The 14653-nt window shown below is 70.0% G+C and carries 15 protein-coding genes; 12 read left to right on the top strand and 3 right to left on the bottom strand.

Annotated features, from left to right (window positions below; all coding sequences use genetic code 11):
• The first annotated feature begins 4 nt into the window (after nt 1-4).
• Genes ACQHIV_RS15235 through ACQHIV_RS15210 form a run of 6 tightly spaced genes read left to right on the top strand, consistent with a single transcriptional unit; the run spans nt 5 to nt 6592 of the window.
• Nucleotides 5-1096 carry a vWA domain-containing protein gene (locus ACQHIV_RS15235; protein WP_427894794.1) on the top strand — a complete coding sequence of 364 codons (1092 nt, stop codon included), beginning with the start codon at nt 5-7 and terminating at the stop codon, nt 1094-1096.
• Nucleotides 1089-2204 (top strand): XdhC family protein, encoded by a 1116-nt coding sequence (locus ACQHIV_RS15230; protein WP_427894792.1) that lies wholly within the window; start codon nt 1089-1091, stop codon nt 2202-2204. Before ACQHIV_RS15235 ends, ACQHIV_RS15230 begins: the two co-directional genes overlap by 8 nt.
• A 47-nt stretch (nt 2205-2251) precedes the next feature.
• The gene (locus ACQHIV_RS15225; RefSeq protein WP_427894790.1) at nt 2252-2740 is read left to right on the top strand and encodes a (2Fe-2S)-binding protein; all 489 of its coding nucleotides are present in this window, start codon (nt 2252-2254) and stop codon (nt 2738-2740) included.
• Nucleotides 2737-5121 carry a xanthine dehydrogenase family protein molybdopterin-binding subunit gene (locus ACQHIV_RS15220; RefSeq protein WP_427894788.1) on the top strand — a complete coding sequence of 795 codons (2385 nt, stop codon included), beginning with the start codon at nt 2737-2739 and terminating at the stop codon, nt 5119-5121. Before ACQHIV_RS15225 ends, ACQHIV_RS15220 begins: the two co-directional genes overlap by 4 nt.
• The gene (locus ACQHIV_RS15215) at nt 5118-5972 is read left to right on the top strand and encodes an FAD binding domain-containing protein (RefSeq protein WP_427894786.1); all 855 of its coding nucleotides are present in this window, start codon (nt 5118-5120) and stop codon (nt 5970-5972) included. The genes ACQHIV_RS15220 and ACQHIV_RS15215 overlap by 4 nt, the downstream gene beginning before the upstream one ends.
• Complete coding sequence (locus tag ACQHIV_RS15210) at nt 5969-6592, top strand: SRPBCC family protein (RefSeq protein ID WP_427894784.1); 624 nt, start codon at nt 5969-5971, stop codon at nt 6590-6592. The genes ACQHIV_RS15215 and ACQHIV_RS15210 overlap by 4 nt, the downstream gene beginning before the upstream one ends.
• Before the next feature lie 4 nt (nt 6593-6596).
• On the opposite strand, the gene nfi is transcribed toward ACQHIV_RS15210, so the two are convergent.
• Both nfi and ACQHIV_RS15200 read right to left on the bottom strand, forming a co-directional pair.
• Nucleotides 6597-7250, bottom strand: coding sequence for a deoxyribonuclease V (nfi, locus tag ACQHIV_RS15205; RefSeq protein WP_427894782.1), 654 nt, complete (start codon nt 7248-7250; stop codon nt 6597-6599).
• A complete protein-coding gene (locus ACQHIV_RS15200) occupies nt 7247-7642 on the bottom strand; it encodes a VOC family protein (protein WP_427894780.1) in 396 nt (131 codons plus the stop codon). Before ACQHIV_RS15200 ends, nfi begins: the two co-directional genes overlap by 4 nt.
• A gap of 170 nt (nt 7643-7812) precedes the next feature.
• Between ACQHIV_RS15200 and ACQHIV_RS15195 the strand changes: the two genes are divergently transcribed.
• The 6 genes from ACQHIV_RS15195 (at nt 7813) to ACQHIV_RS15170 (ending at nt 13145) form a co-directional block, all read left to right on the top strand.
• Nucleotides 7813-8910, top strand: coding sequence for a glycerate kinase (locus ACQHIV_RS15195; protein ID WP_427894778.1), 1098 nt, complete (start codon nt 7813-7815; stop codon nt 8908-8910).
• 171 nt (nt 8911-9081) lie between these two features.
• Nucleotides 9082-9438, top strand: a complete 357-nt coding sequence (locus ACQHIV_RS15190; protein ID WP_344201431.1) for a HesB/IscA family protein — start codon at nt 9082-9084, stop codon at nt 9436-9438.
• Nucleotides 9439-9591: 153 nt separating this feature from the next.
• Nucleotides 9592-10200: an ABC transporter permease gene (locus tag ACQHIV_RS15185; protein ID WP_427894776.1), complete on the top strand. Its 609-nt coding sequence runs from the start codon at nt 9592-9594 to the stop codon at nt 10198-10200.
• Nucleotides 10193-11359, top strand: a complete 1167-nt coding sequence (locus tag ACQHIV_RS15180) for an ABC transporter ATP-binding protein (protein ID WP_427894773.1) — start codon at nt 10193-10195, stop codon at nt 11357-11359. The genes ACQHIV_RS15185 and ACQHIV_RS15180 overlap by 8 nt, the downstream gene beginning before the upstream one ends.
• The gene (locus tag ACQHIV_RS15175) at nt 11356-12177 is read left to right on the top strand and encodes an ABC transporter permease (RefSeq protein WP_427894771.1); all 822 of its coding nucleotides are present in this window, start codon (nt 11356-11358) and stop codon (nt 12175-12177) included. Before ACQHIV_RS15180 ends, ACQHIV_RS15175 begins: the two co-directional genes overlap by 4 nt.
• Nucleotides 12174-13145: a glycine betaine ABC transporter substrate-binding protein gene (locus tag ACQHIV_RS15170; RefSeq protein ID WP_427894770.1), complete on the top strand. Its 972-nt coding sequence runs from the start codon at nt 12174-12176 to the stop codon at nt 13143-13145. The genes ACQHIV_RS15175 and ACQHIV_RS15170 overlap by 4 nt, the downstream gene beginning before the upstream one ends.
• Here the strand turns inward: ACQHIV_RS15170 and ACQHIV_RS15165 are convergent.
• On the bottom strand, nt 13132-14574 hold the full coding sequence (locus tag ACQHIV_RS15165; RefSeq protein ID WP_427894768.1) for a DHA2 family efflux MFS transporter permease subunit: 1443 nt from the start codon (nt 14572-14574) through the stop codon (nt 13132-13134). The genes ACQHIV_RS15170 and ACQHIV_RS15165 overlap by 14 nt on opposite strands.
• Nucleotides 14575-14653 lie beyond the last annotated feature (79 nt).

Genomic DNA, 14653 nt, shown 5'->3' with positions numbered 1-14653 from the left:
GCCGATGACCGCACCAGATCTTGCGCTTGCCGGGTTCGCGACCGCACTCCGGCATGCTGGGCTGGCGGTGACGGCTGATCGGGTGCAGCTGTTCCTGCGAGCGGTCGCGGTCCTCGACGTCACGCTGACCGCGGACGTGTACTGGGCCGGCCGCGCCGCCCTTTGCAGCGGGCCCGACGACACCGCCCGGTACGACGAGGTCTTCGCCGCCTGGTTCACCGGCGACCGCACGCGCGGCGTCGTCCCGAGCCGCACGCCGCAATCCTCCGTCCAAGCCGCCCTCGACGCCGCCGACGGAGGCGACGACACCGGCGACCACACCCTCAACGTCTCCGCGAGTACGACGGAAGTCCTCCGCCACCGCGACGTCGCCGACCTGTCGGCAGCCGACCGCGCCGAACTCGCCCGCCTCTTCGGCACGCTCCGCCCGCAGGTACCGCTGCGCCGGGCGAACCGCCGCCGCCCGTCGCACCGCGGCGAGATCGACCCGCGCCGGACGCTCCGCGCCCAGCTCCGTCAGGTCGGCGAGCCGGCCCGCGTCCACTACCGCCGCCGCGGCGTCCGGCCGCGCCGCGTCGTCGTACTGATCGACGTCTCCGGCTCGATGCGCCCGTACGCCGACAGCCTGCTCCGGCTCGCGCACACGATGGTCCAGCAGGCACCCCGGATCGTCGAGGTGTTCACCATCGGTACGCGACTGACCCGCGTCACCCCGGCGCTGCGCCACCGGGACGCGGAGTTCGCGCTGCGCGCCGCCGGGAACGTCGTACCCGACTGGTCGGGCGGGACCCGGCTGGGCGAGGTACTGAAGGTGTTCCTCGACCGCTGGGGCCAGCGCGGTACCGCGCGCCGCGCCGTCGTCGTGGTCTGCAGCGACGGCTGGGAACGCGGCGACGCGACCCTCCTCGGCGCCCAACTGGAACGCCTGGCGAGCCTCGCGCACCGGGTGGTCTGGCTCAACCCGCACCGCGGGAAGCGCGGGTACGAACCGGTGCAGGCCGGGATCGTCGCCGTCCTGCCGCACCTGGACGATCTCGTCGCCGGGCACAGCCTGGCCAGCTTCGCGGAACTACTGGAGGTGGTGGCCGATGCGTGACGTCCTCGATCGGTTGCTCGCATGGTGGGAGGCCGGCGAATCCGTTGCCGTCGGCACCGTTGTCGCAACGTTCCAGTCGGCGCCGCGGCCGCCCGGCGCGGTGATGCTGGTCGGTCCCGGGCTGGAGGCGGTCGGCAGCGTGTCCGGCGGCTGCGTCGAGGGCGCGGTGTACCAGCTCGGCGAGGAGATCCTGGCGTCCGGCGAGCCGGTGCTGCAGCGGTACGGCGTCAGCGACGAGTCGGCGTTCGCGGTCGGGCTGACCTGCGGCGGGATCCTCGACGTGTTCGTCGAGAAGGTCGACCGTACGACGTTCCCGGAACTGGGGGAGGTGGCCGCCGACATCGCCGACGGGCGGCCGGTCGCGGTGGCGACCGTGGTGGCGCACCCGGACCCGGCCCGGATCGGCCGCCGGCTGATCGTCCGGCCGGACGGGCAGCTGGGGAGCACCGGCTCGGACCGTGTCGACGATGCGATCGCCGATGATGCGCGCGGCCTGCTGGCGAACGGGCGGACCGAGACTTTGGAGTACGGACCGGACGGGCAACGGCGGGGTGAGGGGATGCGCGTTTTCGTCTCGTCGTACGCGCCGGTTCCGCGTTTGCTGGTGTTCGGCGCGATCGACTTCGCAGCTGCGGTTGCGCGACTCGGCTCGTTCCTCGGTTATCGCGTGACCGTGTGCGATGCGCGCGCGGTGTTCGCGACCGCGTCCCGTTTCCCCTTTGCCGACGAGGTGATCGTCGACTGGCCGCACCGGTACCTGTCCGGTGAGGCCGAGGCCGGCCGGATCGACGACCGCACGGTGATCTGCGTCCTCACGCACGACCCGAAGTTCGACGTACCGCTGCTGGAGGTCGCGTTGCGGTTGCCGGCGGTCGCCTACATCGGCGCGATGGGCTCACGGCGCACCCATGACGATCGGCTGAAACGCTTGCGGGAGGCGGGTTTGAGCGAAGCCGAGGTCGCCCGGCTGGCCAGCCCCATCGGCCTCGACCTCGGCGCGCGCACGCCCGAGGAGACCGCGGTGAGTATCGCCGCCGAGATCATCGCCCAGCGCTGGGGTGGCGCGGGGCAACGACTTTCGGCGGCGGCAGGACCGATCCACCACTGAACCTTGTGGGCAGGAACCCAACAGGAGCAGGATCGAAGGTACGGCGAGTGCTGACATCTGGAGGCGGGGCGATGACCCGGATCACGGTGAAGGTCGACGGAAGCAGCTTCACGGACGACGTGGAGCCGCGCACGCTGCTCGTGCACTATCTGCGCGAGCAACTGGGGAAGACAGGCACAGTGATCGGTTGCGACACCAGCAACTGTGGCGCCTGCACGGTCCACCTGGACGGCCGGAGCGTGAAGTCGTGCTCGATGCTCGCGGTGCAGGCCGACGGGCACGAGGTCACCACGATCGAGGGGATCGCGACCGACGGCCAGCTGCACCCGATGCAGCAGGCCTTCCACGAGAACCACGCCCTGCAGTGCGGCTACTGCACACCGGGGATGATCATGCAATCGCTCGATCTGATCGCCGACAATCCGAACGCCGACGACGACGAGATCCGGCTCGGCCTCGAGGGCAACCTGTGCCGCTGCACCGGCTACCAGAACATCGTGAAGGCGGTCCGCGCCGCGGCCGGAGGTGCGCGATGACGGCCACCGAGGAACGTCCGGTCAAGGAGGTCGGTACTCCGCGGCGCCGCAAGGAGGACGCCCGGCTGATCACCGGCCGGACCCGCTGGACCGACAACATCGTGCTGCCCGGCATGCAGCACCTCGCGATGGTGCGCAGCCCGTTCGCGCACGCCCGGATCACGTCGAGCGACACCAGCGCCGCCAAGGACGCGTCCGGTGTCGTGGCCGTGATCACCGGCGCCGACATCGCCGACGAACAAGGCGCGCTGCCGAACGCGTGGGCCGTCGTCCCCGACCAGAAGGCCCCGCCGCACCCGTCGATGGCGGTCGACCGGGTCGCGTTCGCCGGCGAGATCGTCGCGATGGTGATCGCCCGCACCGCGGCCGAGGCGGCCGACGCCGCCGACCTGGTGGACGTCGACTACGAGGAACTCGCACCGGCCCTCGAACTGAAGGCCGCGGCCCGCGACGAGGTGCTCGCGCATCCGGATCTCGGGACGAACGTGTCCGCGGTCTGGTCGTACGACTCGGCCGAGGCCGGCACCGGCGGCGACGTCGAGGCGGCGATCGCGGCGGCCCGCGACGGCGGCATCCTGATCGAGCAGGAGTACCGCCAGCAGCGGCTGATCCCGGCGTTCATGGAGCCGCGGTCGATCGTCGTCGATCCGACGACCGAGCAGATGACGGTCTGGTCGGCGACGCAGGTGCCGCACTTCGTGAAGATCTTCATCGCGCTCGTGCTCGGTATCCCGGAGAGCAAGATCCGGGTGATCGCGCCGGACGTCGGCGGCGGCTTCGGCGGCAAGCTCCAGTTCACGCCGGAGGAGGTACTCACGGTCATCGCGGCCCGGCGTACCGGAAAGCCCTGCAAGTACACCGAAAGCAGGTCCGAGTCGTTGATGGCCGCGCACCACGGCCGCGACCAGTGGCAGCAGCTCACGCTCGCCGCGACCGCCGACGGTACGGTCACCGGGCTGAAGGTCGAGCTGACCGCCGACATGGGCGCGTACCTCGGCCTGGTCACGTCGGCGATCCCGCTGCTCGGCGCGTTCATGTACAACGGGATCTACAAGTTCCCGGCGTACCACCTCGGCATCACCAACGTGTTCACGAACAAGGCGTGGACCGACGCGTACCGCGGCGCCGGCCGGCCCGAGGCGACGTACGCGATCGAACGCCTGATGGACGAACTCGCCGCCCGGGTCGGCGTCGACCCGCTGGAGATCCGCGAGCAGAACTGGATCAAGCACGAGGAGTTCCCGTTCGCGACGGTGTCCGGGCTGCGGTACGACTCCGGCAACTACGAGGCCGCGACCGCGAAGGCGCGCGAGCTCTTCCGGTACGACGAACTCCGCAAGGAGCAGGCGCAGCGCCGGGAGGCCGGCGACCCGGTGCAGCTCGGCATCGGCGTGTCGACGTTCACCGAGATGTGCGGGCTGGCGCCGTCGCGCTGGCTCGGCTCGATGGGGTACGTCGGCGGCGGCTGGGAACACGCGTCGATCCGGATGCTGCCGACCGGCAAGGTCGAGGTGGTGACCGGGACCAGCCCGCACGGGCAGGGCCATGAGACCGCCTGGAGCCAGATCGTCGCGGACCGGCTGGGCGTGGCGTTCGAGGACGTCGAAGTACTGCACGGTGACACGCAGGTCGCCGTCCGCGGGCTCGACACGTACGGGTCGCGGTCGCTGGCCGTCGGCGGGATGGCGGTGCTGGCCGCGGCGGACAAGGTGATCGAGAAGGCGAAACCGATCGCGGCGCAGCTGCTGGAGGCGAACGCCGACGACCTCGAGTTCTCGGCCGGACGGTACGGCGTCCGCGGGACGGACGCCGGGATGACGCTGGCGGAGCTGGCGTTCGCGGTCTTCCAGGGGCACAAGCTGGACGGCGCCGGCGACGGGTCGCTGGACGCGGACGCGACGCTCGACCCGGAGGACTTCTCGTTCCCGCACGGCACGCATCTGTGCGCGGTCGAGGTCGACACCGAGACCGGCGCGACCAAGCTGCGCTCGTACGTGTGCGTGGACGACGTCGGCGTGGTGGTGAACCCGTTGATCGTCGAGGGCCAGGTACACGGCGGTCTCGCGCAGGGGATCGCCCAGGCGCTCTACGAGGAAGCGGTGCACGACGACGCCGGGACGCTGGTCACCGGGTCGTTCGACCAGTACACGTTGCCGGCGGCACCTGATCTGCCCGCGTTCGAGACCGCGCGGACCGAGACGCCGGCGACCACGAACCAGCTCGGCGTGAAGGGCGTCGGCGAGGCGGGCACGATCGCGTCCACGCCGGCGGTCGTCAACGCGATCGTCGACGCCCTCCGGCCGCTCGGCGTCACGGACGTGCGGATGCCGTGTACGCCGTACCGCGTGTGGACGGCGATCCAGGAAGGGGCGCGCTCATGATCCCGGTGGCGTTCGACTACTACGCGCCCACAACGGTCGACGAGACGCTGGCGCTGCTGCGCGAGCACTCCGACGCGAAGGTGCTGGCCGGCGGGCAGAGCCTGATGCCGGCGCTCCGGCTGCGGCTCGCGGCGCCGGAGACGATCGTCGACATCGGGAAGGTCGGCGAGCTGCAGGGCATCCGGGACGACGGTGACGCGCTGGTGATCGGTGCGATGACGCCGCACAGCACGGTGCAGTCCGATCCGCTGGTGCTCGAACACGCCCAGCTGATCTCGTTGGCCACGGCAACGGTCGGCGATCCGCAGATCCGGCACCGCGGCACGTTCGGCGGGTCGCTGGCGCACGCGGATCCGGCGGCCGATCTGCCGGCGGTCGCGGTGGCGCTGGACGCGTCGTTCGAGATCGCCGGCCCCGGCGGGCGGCGGACCGTGCCGGCGTCGGAGTTCTTCCAGGGCGTGTTCAGTACGGCGCTCGCCGAGGACGAGCTGCTGGTCGAGGTGCGGGTGCCGAAGTACACCGGGTGGGGCGCGCACTACGAGAAGTTCAACCGGGTCGCGCAGGGCTGGTCGATCGTGTCGGTCGCCGCGGCGGTCCGGCTGGACGGCGACCGGATCGCGGAGGCGCGGGTCGGGCTCGGCAACATGGGCTCGACACCGGTCCGGGCGACCGCGGTCGAGGCTGCGCTGGTCGGTCAGCCGGCGACGGTCGACGCCGTACGGGAAGCGGCTTCACGGGCTGCGGACGGTACGTCGCCGGTCAGTGACAGCAACGGCGACGCGGACTATCGCCGGCACCTCGCGACGGTACTCACCCGGCGCGCGGTCCTGGCTGCGGCAGGTACGGCGTGAAGCTCGAGCACAAGTTCGTCGTACCGGCGCCCGTGGACGAGTCGTGGGCCGCGTTCAACGACCTCGAACGGGTGGTGCCGTGTTTCCCCGGCGCCACCCTGACGACGTACGAAGGCGACGACTTCACCGGCACGTGCCAGGTGAAGCTGGGGCCGGTGTCGCTGCAGTACAGCGGCACCGGCACCTTCGTCGAACGCGACGAGTCCGCCCACCGCGCCGTCATCGAGGCCAAGGGCAAGGACCGCCGCGGCAACGGCACCGCCACCGCGCGAGTCACCGCCCACCTCACCGAGTCCGGCACCTCCACCGAGGTAACCGTCGACACCGACCTCACCATCACCGGCCGCCCCGCCCAGTTCGGCCGCGGCCTCATCCAGGACGTCTCCAACAAACTCCTCGACCAATTCACCACCTGCCTCACAACCAAACTCCAACCGCCCGAACAACCGCCCGAGGCCCCGAAGCAACCCACCACCACGTCCCAAGAACCAACGGCCGAGACAGAGCCCATGGCACTCGACCTGGCCGGCACCGTCCTCCCCATGCTCGCCAAACGCGCAGCCCCCTACCTGATCGGAGCCGTCCTCGCCCTAGCCCTCCGCCGCCTCTTCCGCCACTGAGCCGTCAACCACCGCGTAACCCGTCTCGGCAGGCTCGGTCGGCGAGGCGGGTTGTTTCTGGTAGGCGGTATTTCGGGGCCAGTTGTAGTACCTGCGCGACGGCTGTTGCCAGCGTTGCGCGGTGGCCGACCGAGACGTAGACCGGCTTCACGCCGTGCTGTGTACGGACCGCCGCGCCGACCACCTCGTCGCCGTCCACCAGGTCGGCCGTCGAACCGCGCGCTTGCCCTAGCTCCGAATGCCTTCCGACGAACGTCGTCTTGGCCGCCCCGATCGAAGGGATGCCGGTCAGCACCCCGAGGTGACACGCCAGCCCGAACCGCCGTGGATGCGCCAACCCCTGCCCGTCACACACCAGCAACCCCGGCCGGACCGTGAGCTGCTCCAACGCGGCCAGCAACCCCGGCACCTCACGGAACGCGAACAGCCCCGGTATATAAGGAAAGGCCGTCTCACCGACTACCACCGCACGGTCGACCTCCGCGAGCGTCGTCGCGTCCACCACCACGACCGCGGCCGCCAGCCGGTCCCCGTCGTACGCCACGTCCAGCCCGGCGACGTACCGCGCCGGCTCCTCGACGTCCGCTACCTCGACCTGCTCGCGCAGCTCCTCCTGTACGGCGATCGCCTCCGCCGCGGTGGCCGGCCACTCCGTCATGCGTCAGGCGCCGGCGGACCGCCCGGCGGCCACTCGACGAGCTCGAACCGGTACCCGTCCGGGTCGGTCAGCCACGCCGTCTTCGGTCCGTCCGGCCCGTGGACCACCGGCTCACCCGGGGACAGCCCGGCCGCGGTCAGCCGGTCCACGGCGGCACCGAGCGACTCGACCTCGATCGCGAAGTGCTCGAAACCGCGAACCTCGACCGGGCCGTCGGCGGGCCGGTGCACGAGTTCGAGGGACACCGAGGTCTCGTCCGGGAGCCGCAGCCAGACCAGGCTCGACCCGTCGTCGAACGGGACCTTGCCCAGCGAGACATACCCGACCTTGGCGTAGAACGCGAGCGACCGCTCGAGGTCACTCACCCGCAACGCGAACAGGATCGACTTCATGCGGACGATCTAACCGTGTCGCGGTACCGGGCGACAGGAGGTATCCGGGCATCCCGGCAGATTCGCGACGTGCTCAGGCGGGCGAGCGGATGTACGTATATGACTACGTCCTGTCCTTGTGTACCTGGACGGGCGTCGGGGACGTGCGTGGGGTGGGGGAGGATGTGCGCATGCGGATTCTGATTGCGCCGGACAAGTTCGCGGGGACGCTGACGGCCGTGGAGGCTGCGGCGGCGATCGAGGAAGGCTGGCGGCGGCGCGACCCCGGTGCCGAGGTGCTGGTGGCGCCGATGGCCGACGGCGGACCCGGGTTCATCGACGTACTGTCGGCGGTCGTCGACGGGAAGTTGCTGTCCGTCACGGTCCGCGGACCGCTCGGGGAGGAGACGCCGGCGACGGTGCTGCTCGCCGGGGAGACGGCGTACGTCGAGACCGCGCAGGCGTGCGGCCTGCACCTGGTCGAGCCGAAGAACCGCCGCCCCGAGGATGCGTCCACGTACGGCGTCGGCCAGCTGATCACCGCCGCCGTCGACGCCGGCGCCCGACGGATCATCCTCGGCCTCGGCGGCTCCGGCACCAACGACGCCGGCGCCGGCCTCCTCGCCGCCCTCGGCGCCACCGGCGGGGGTGGTGGGCGGCTGGATGGCGGTGCGGCTGGGCTTGCGGGGCTGACCGCGGTCGACCTGGACGGTGCCCGTGCGCGGGTGGAGGGGATCGAGTTCGTCGCGGCCAGTGATGTCGAGAATCCGATGCTCGGGCTGCGCGGCGCGACCAATGTGTTCGGCAGCCAGAAGGGGATCCCGGACGAGCGGAAGCCGGAGGTCGACGGCTGGCTGACGCACTTCGCCGAGCTGGCCGACCGGAAGACCGCGAACAAGAAGGGCGCCGGTGCCGCCGGGGGGCTCGGCTACGCGCTCCTGCTCCTCGGCGCCGAGCGTGTCTCCGGGATCGACCTGGTCGCCGAGCTGACCGGGCTGAAGCGCAAGGCGTCGCAGGTCGACCTGGTGATCAGCGGCGAGGGCGCGTTCGACTTCCAGTCCCGCGACGGCAAGGTGATCGCCGGGGTGGCGAAGATCGCGAACGACGCGATGCGGCCGTGTGTCGTCCTGGCCGGCAAGGTACTGATCGGCTCCCGCGAGATGCGCTCGATGGGAGTCGAGTCGGCGTACGCGCTGGTGGACACGGTGGGTGAGGAGCAGGCCTTCGCGGACCCGCACGGCTCGCTCGCGACCGTCGCCGAACGGGTCGCCCGGACCTGGGCGCGCTGACCCTGCGTCACGGCGGAGGGACCAGCCTTCGACCAGGATGGTTGATCCGTGAAATTGGTGTGCGACCATGGGAATGAGCGCGGGACGGCGGCTGTTGTCCTGTGTTGACAAGAGACTTCCGTGCCGGCGGAGTTCGTGCGTGGGCACTTGAGCAGATGACTGGAGTCAGGGATGACTGAAGCGCAGACCGAGCAGGCCGCAGCGACGGGTGTGCTCCTCACCGACGGAGCCGCCTCGAAGGTGAAGGCGCTGCTCGACCAGGAAGGCCGCGACGACCTCGCGCTGCGGGTCGCCGTGCAGCCGGGTGGTTGCTCCGGGCTGCGGTACCAGCTGTTCTTCGACGAGCGGCAGCTCGACGGTGACGTGGTGGCCGACTTCGGCGGTGTGAGCGTCGTCACGGACCGGATGAGCGCGCCGTACCTGAAGGGTGCGACGATCGACTTCGTGGACACGATCGAGAAGCAGGGCTTCACGATCGACAACCCGAACGCGACCGGCTCCTGCGCCTGCGGCGACTCGTTCAACTGATCTGAAGCAGGCCCGAAACCCCTGGTCACCAACGGCGTGACCAGGGGTTTTGCCATGCCCGGACTTCGGTAGCGACCGTGCCGATGTGTAAGCCAACGCTTGTTGGGTACCGGTGGCCGCGTGTGGGACTACATAACTGAGCGTCATTCACAATTGCTCTATCAGAGCTACCAGCACCTGAGCCTGGTCATCCAGTGCGTACTGCTGGCCACCGTGATCGCGGTCGGCCTGGCGGTCGTCGTGCACCGCAATCCGCGAGTCGCGTCACTGGCCGGCGCGGTCAGCGCGGTCGGGCTGACGATCCCGTCGTTCGCGCTGCTCGGGCTGATGATCCCGGTGGCCGGCATCGGTACGGCGACCTCGGTGATCGCGGTCACCTTCTACGCCTGCCTGCCGATCCTGCGGAACGCCGTCGTCGGTCTGGCCGGCGTCGACTCGACGCTGATCGAGTCCGCGCGCGGGATGGGCATGGGCGCGATCCGGACCCTGCTGCGGATCGAGATCCCGCTGGCCTGGCCGGTGATCCTGGCCGGCGTCCGGGTCTCGGCCCAGATGTCGATGGGGATCGCGGCGATCGCGGCGTACGTGCTCGGCCCCGGCCTGGGCAGTTTCATCTTCACCGGTCTGACCCAGATCGGTGGCGCGAACGCGCTGAACTCCGCGCTGGTCGGCACGATCGGCGTTGTCCTGCTCGCTCTGATCCTGGACGCCATGCTGCTGCTCGTCGGCCGCCTGACCACCTCGAGGGGTATCCGTGCCTGAAACCGAACCTGAAGTCAGCGGCGTCGACATCGAGTTGACCGATGTCGTCAAGCGGTACCCGGGGCAGAAGAAGCCCGCCGTCGAGGGGCTGTCGCTGCACATCCCGGCCGGCGAGATCGTGATGTTCGTCGGCCCGTCCGGCTGCGGCAAGACCACCTCGCTGAAGATGATCAACCGGCTGATCGAGCCGACGTCCGGCAGCATCCGGATCGGTGGCGAGGACATCGGCAGGCAGGACGACGACGACCTGCGGCGCCGGATCGGGTACGTGATCCAGGGCGGCAGCCTGTTCCCACACATGACCGTCACGCAGAACATCGCGCTGGTCCCGGGCCTGCTCGGCTGGGACAAGCGGCGGACCGCCGAACGCGTCGACGAGCTGCTCGAACTCGTCGGCCTGGACCCGGACCGGTACCGGGGCCGCTACCCGCGGGAGCTGTCCGGCGGGCAGCAGCAGCGGGTCGGCGTGGCCCGCGGGCTGGCCGCTGATCCGCCGGTGATCCTGATGGACGAGCCGTTCGGCGCGGTCGACCCGATCACCCGGCAGCGGCTGCAGGACGAACTGCTCAGCATCCAGGAGGAGTTGCGCAAGACGATCGTCTGTGTCACGCACGACTTCGACGAGGCGGTGAAGCTCGGCGACCGGATCCTGATCCTCACCGAGGGCGCGAACATCGCGCAGTACGACACCCCGGAAGCGATCCTGGCGAACCCGGCGAACCGGTTCGTGGCGGACTTCGTCGGCGCGGGCGCCGCGCTCAAGCAGCTGACCCTGAGCCGGGTCAGCGAGATCGAGCTGAACCAGCCGACGGTCGCGGAGATCGGCGACCCGGCTCCTCAGGTACTGCGGGCCGCGAAGGCGGCGGGTGACGACTCGGTCGTCGTACTCGACCGCCGCCGCCGGCCGGTCGACTGGATGTGGACCAGCGACCTGTCCGACGTGGACAGTGTGCCGGCGCCGCACGAGGACACCGACCTGGTCACGATCGACCGGCGTGCGACGCTGAACGACGCGCTCGACACGATGCTGATGTCCAGCCACGGCAGCGCGGTCGTCACCGGCCGGCGCGACGAGTACCTCGGTGTCGTCGACTTCCAGTCCGTGCTGGCCCGGATCCAGGACGGCAACGGGCAGCCGGAGGCGGAGGTCGCCGGATGACCACCATCGACACTGGACCGGACCGGCAGCAGCAGGAGAACCTCGCCGACGCGAAGGCGGCCGCGGCCGGACTGGCGACCCGCCGGGCCCGGCGCCCGTCGTGGGGCACGCTGATCGGGCAGCCGCTGTTCGTCGCGATCGTCATCGGCGCCTGGGCGATCTGGCGCTCGCAGGCCGAGCTCGACTCGATCGAGCGGCGGCAGCTGGAGTGGAAGCTCGTCGGGCAGTTGACCCTCGAACACCTGAAGCTGACCGCGGTCGCCACCGTCATCGTGCTGCTGATCGCCGTACCGCTCGGGATCATGCTGACCCGGCCGCGCTCCCGCAAGGCCGCGCCGATCGTGGTCGCGGTCGCGAACGCCGGCCAGGCCGCGCCGGTGATCGGGCTGATCGTGCTGCTCGCGATCTGGCTCGGGTTCGGCTTCTGGACCGCGATCGTGGCGCTCTGCCTGTACGCGATCCTGCCGGTACTGCGGAACACGATCGTCGGCCTGCAAGGCGTCGACCCGACGCTCGTCGAGGCCGGGCGGGGGATGGGCATGTCGACGCTCGCCGTCCTCGGCCGGATCGAGCTGCCGCTCGCCGTACCGGTGATCATGGCCGGCATCCGGACCGCGCTCGTGCTGGTCGTCGGTACGGCGACGCTCGCGACGTTCATCGACGCCGGGGGACTGGGCAGCCTGATCACCACCGGCATCCGGCTGCTGCGGTACCCGGTCCTGATCAGCGGCGCGCTGCTGGTCGGGGCGCTCGCCCTGCTGATCGACTGGGCGGGCCGTGTCCTGGAAGAAGTGACCCGACCGAGAGGGCTCGGATGAAGCGGCTGATGGCGGCAGCGTCCGCCCTTCTCCTCGTACTGTCCGGCTGCGGCCTCGGCACCAGCGGCGGGTTCGTACCGTCCGGGACGCTGAAGGGCGAACTGCGGTCGGTGAAGAGCCTCGACGGCCTGACGATCGGGATCGGGTCGAAGAGCTTCCAGGAACAGCTGATCCTGGGCAAGATCGCCGCGATCCTGCTCGGCGCGGCCGGTGCGCACGTCAAGGACCTGACCAACATGCCCGGCAGCGACACGTCCCGGCAGGCGATGATCCAGGGCCAGATCCAGATGGCCTGGGAGTACACCGGTACGGCGTGGATCTCGTACCTCGGCCACGACACCGGCATCCCGGACAAGCAGGAGCAGTACGACGCGGTCGCGAAGGAGGACGCGGAGAAGTACGGGCTGATCTGGCTGAAGCCCGCGCCGATGAACAACAGCTACGGCTTCGCGATGACCCGCGAGGAGTCGGACCGGCTGCACATCACCAAGCTGTCGCAGGTCCAGACGCTGCCGGTGAAGGACCGTACGTTCTGCGTCGAGTCCGAGTTCGCGAACCGGAACGACGGGTTCGAGCCGATGCTGAAGCACTACGGGATCCCGTTGGGCAGCGGCGTACCGCGGAACAACATCCGGACCCTGGACACCGGCGCGGTGTACGCCGCGACGAGTCACGGGGACTGCCGGTTCGGGGAGATCTTCACCACCGACGGCCGGATCAAGTCGCTCGACCTGGTCGTGCTGCAGGACGACAAGAAGTACTTCCCGGCGTACAACGTGGCGCCGGTGATCAGCAAGAAGGTGCTGGACACGTATCCGCAGCTGCGGGACCTGTTCCAGCCGGTGTCGGACAAGCTGACCGACCCGGTGCTGATCGACCTGAACGCCCAGGTCGACGTCGAGGGGCGCGAGCCCGCCGACGTCGCCATGGACTGGCTGGTCAAGGAGGGTTTCGTCAGCCGTGACTGACGACGTTCTCCCTGGCCTGCTTGGGAAGTAGGTACGTCACCGCGAGGCTGACGACGAACAACCCGATCGCGACCAGGACCGACGTCTTGGTCGCGCCCAGGAACGCGCGGGCCGGCAGCAGCTGGAAGAAGATCGTGCCGATCACGGCGACGCCGATCGCCCCGCCGTACTGCTGCATGGCGGTCAGTACGCCGGATGCCGACCCCGCGGCCTGGTCGTCGACGGACGCCAGGATGATGTCGAACAGCGGCGCGAACACCATCCCGGCGCCGATCCCGGTGGCCAGGGTCGCCGGGACCAGGTTCCAGATGGTGGTCGCGTCGCCGTACATGTGCAGGGTGAACCAGACGCCACCCATCGCTACGGTCATCAACGCGACGCCGAGTTGGAGCGCCTTGCGGCCGAGCTTCGGGGCCAGCAGCGCGGCCGAGACCGGAGCGCCGATCGCGATGCCGAGCGAGAACGGCACCATCGCGAGCCCGGCCTTCAGCGGGCTGTAGTGCAGACCGAGCTGGGTGAACAGGTTGAACACCAGCATGAAGCCGTTCATCGCGAGGAAGAACGTGGTGATCACGCCGAGGCCCGCGACGTACCCGCGGTTCCGGAACAGCGACGGGTCGATGACCGGGTTGCCGGACCGGCGCTCGCGGTGGGCGAAGAGCGCGAAGACCACGAGCGAACCGGTCAGCAACAGGATCGTCCACAACGGCCAGCCGAGTTCGCGGCCCTGGACGAGCGGATAGATCAGCATCCCGGAGGCGAGGCTGACCAGCAGGACGCCGGTCGTGTCGAGCCGGGCCGCCCCGGGGGTCCTGACCTCGGGCATGAACCGCAGCGCGCCGGCCAGGGCGGCGATCCCGATCGGGACGTTGATGAAGAAGATCGTCCGCCAGCCGGCGCCGAACCAGTTCGCGTCGATCAGCAGGCCGGCGAGGATCGGGCCGGCGACCGCGGACAGCCCCATCACCGGGCCGAACATCGCGAACGCCTTGCCGAGCTCGTCGGCCGGGAAGATCGACTTCAGGATCGCGAAGCCCTGCGGGATCATCACCGCGCCGAGCAGCCCCTGCGCGAACCGGCTGCCGATCAGCACCTCCGGGCTTCCGGCCAGCCCGCAGACCGCGGACGCGACCGTGAACCCGAGCGCCCCGATCACGAACAACCGCCGCCGCCCGACCAGGTCGCCGAGCCGGCCGAAGGTGATCAGCCCGATCGCGAACGCGAGCGTGTACCCGGCGAGCATCCACTGCATCGCCGACTCGGAACCGCCGAGCTCGGCGCGGATCGACGGCGCCGCGATGTTGACGATCGTCGCGTCGACAAGATCCATGATCTCCGCGATCAGGATCGTCGCCAGCACGATCCACCGCCACCGGAAGACGGTGCTTCCGTCGGCCGGTGCTGCCGTGTTCTGAAGTGTGGTGCTCATCGGTGGCCCCCTCGAGCTCTGATTCGAACGGTGTTCGTTGACGAACACTGTTCTACTCCCGAACAGTGTTCGCGTCAAG

Source organism: Kribbella polygonati (assembly GCF_050320105.1).
Classification (GTDB): domain Bacteria; phylum Actinomycetota; class Actinomycetes; order Propionibacteriales; family Kribbellaceae; genus Kribbella.
Note: the sequence above shows the minus strand (reverse complement) of the source record. Positions and strands in the feature narration are given on the sequence as shown.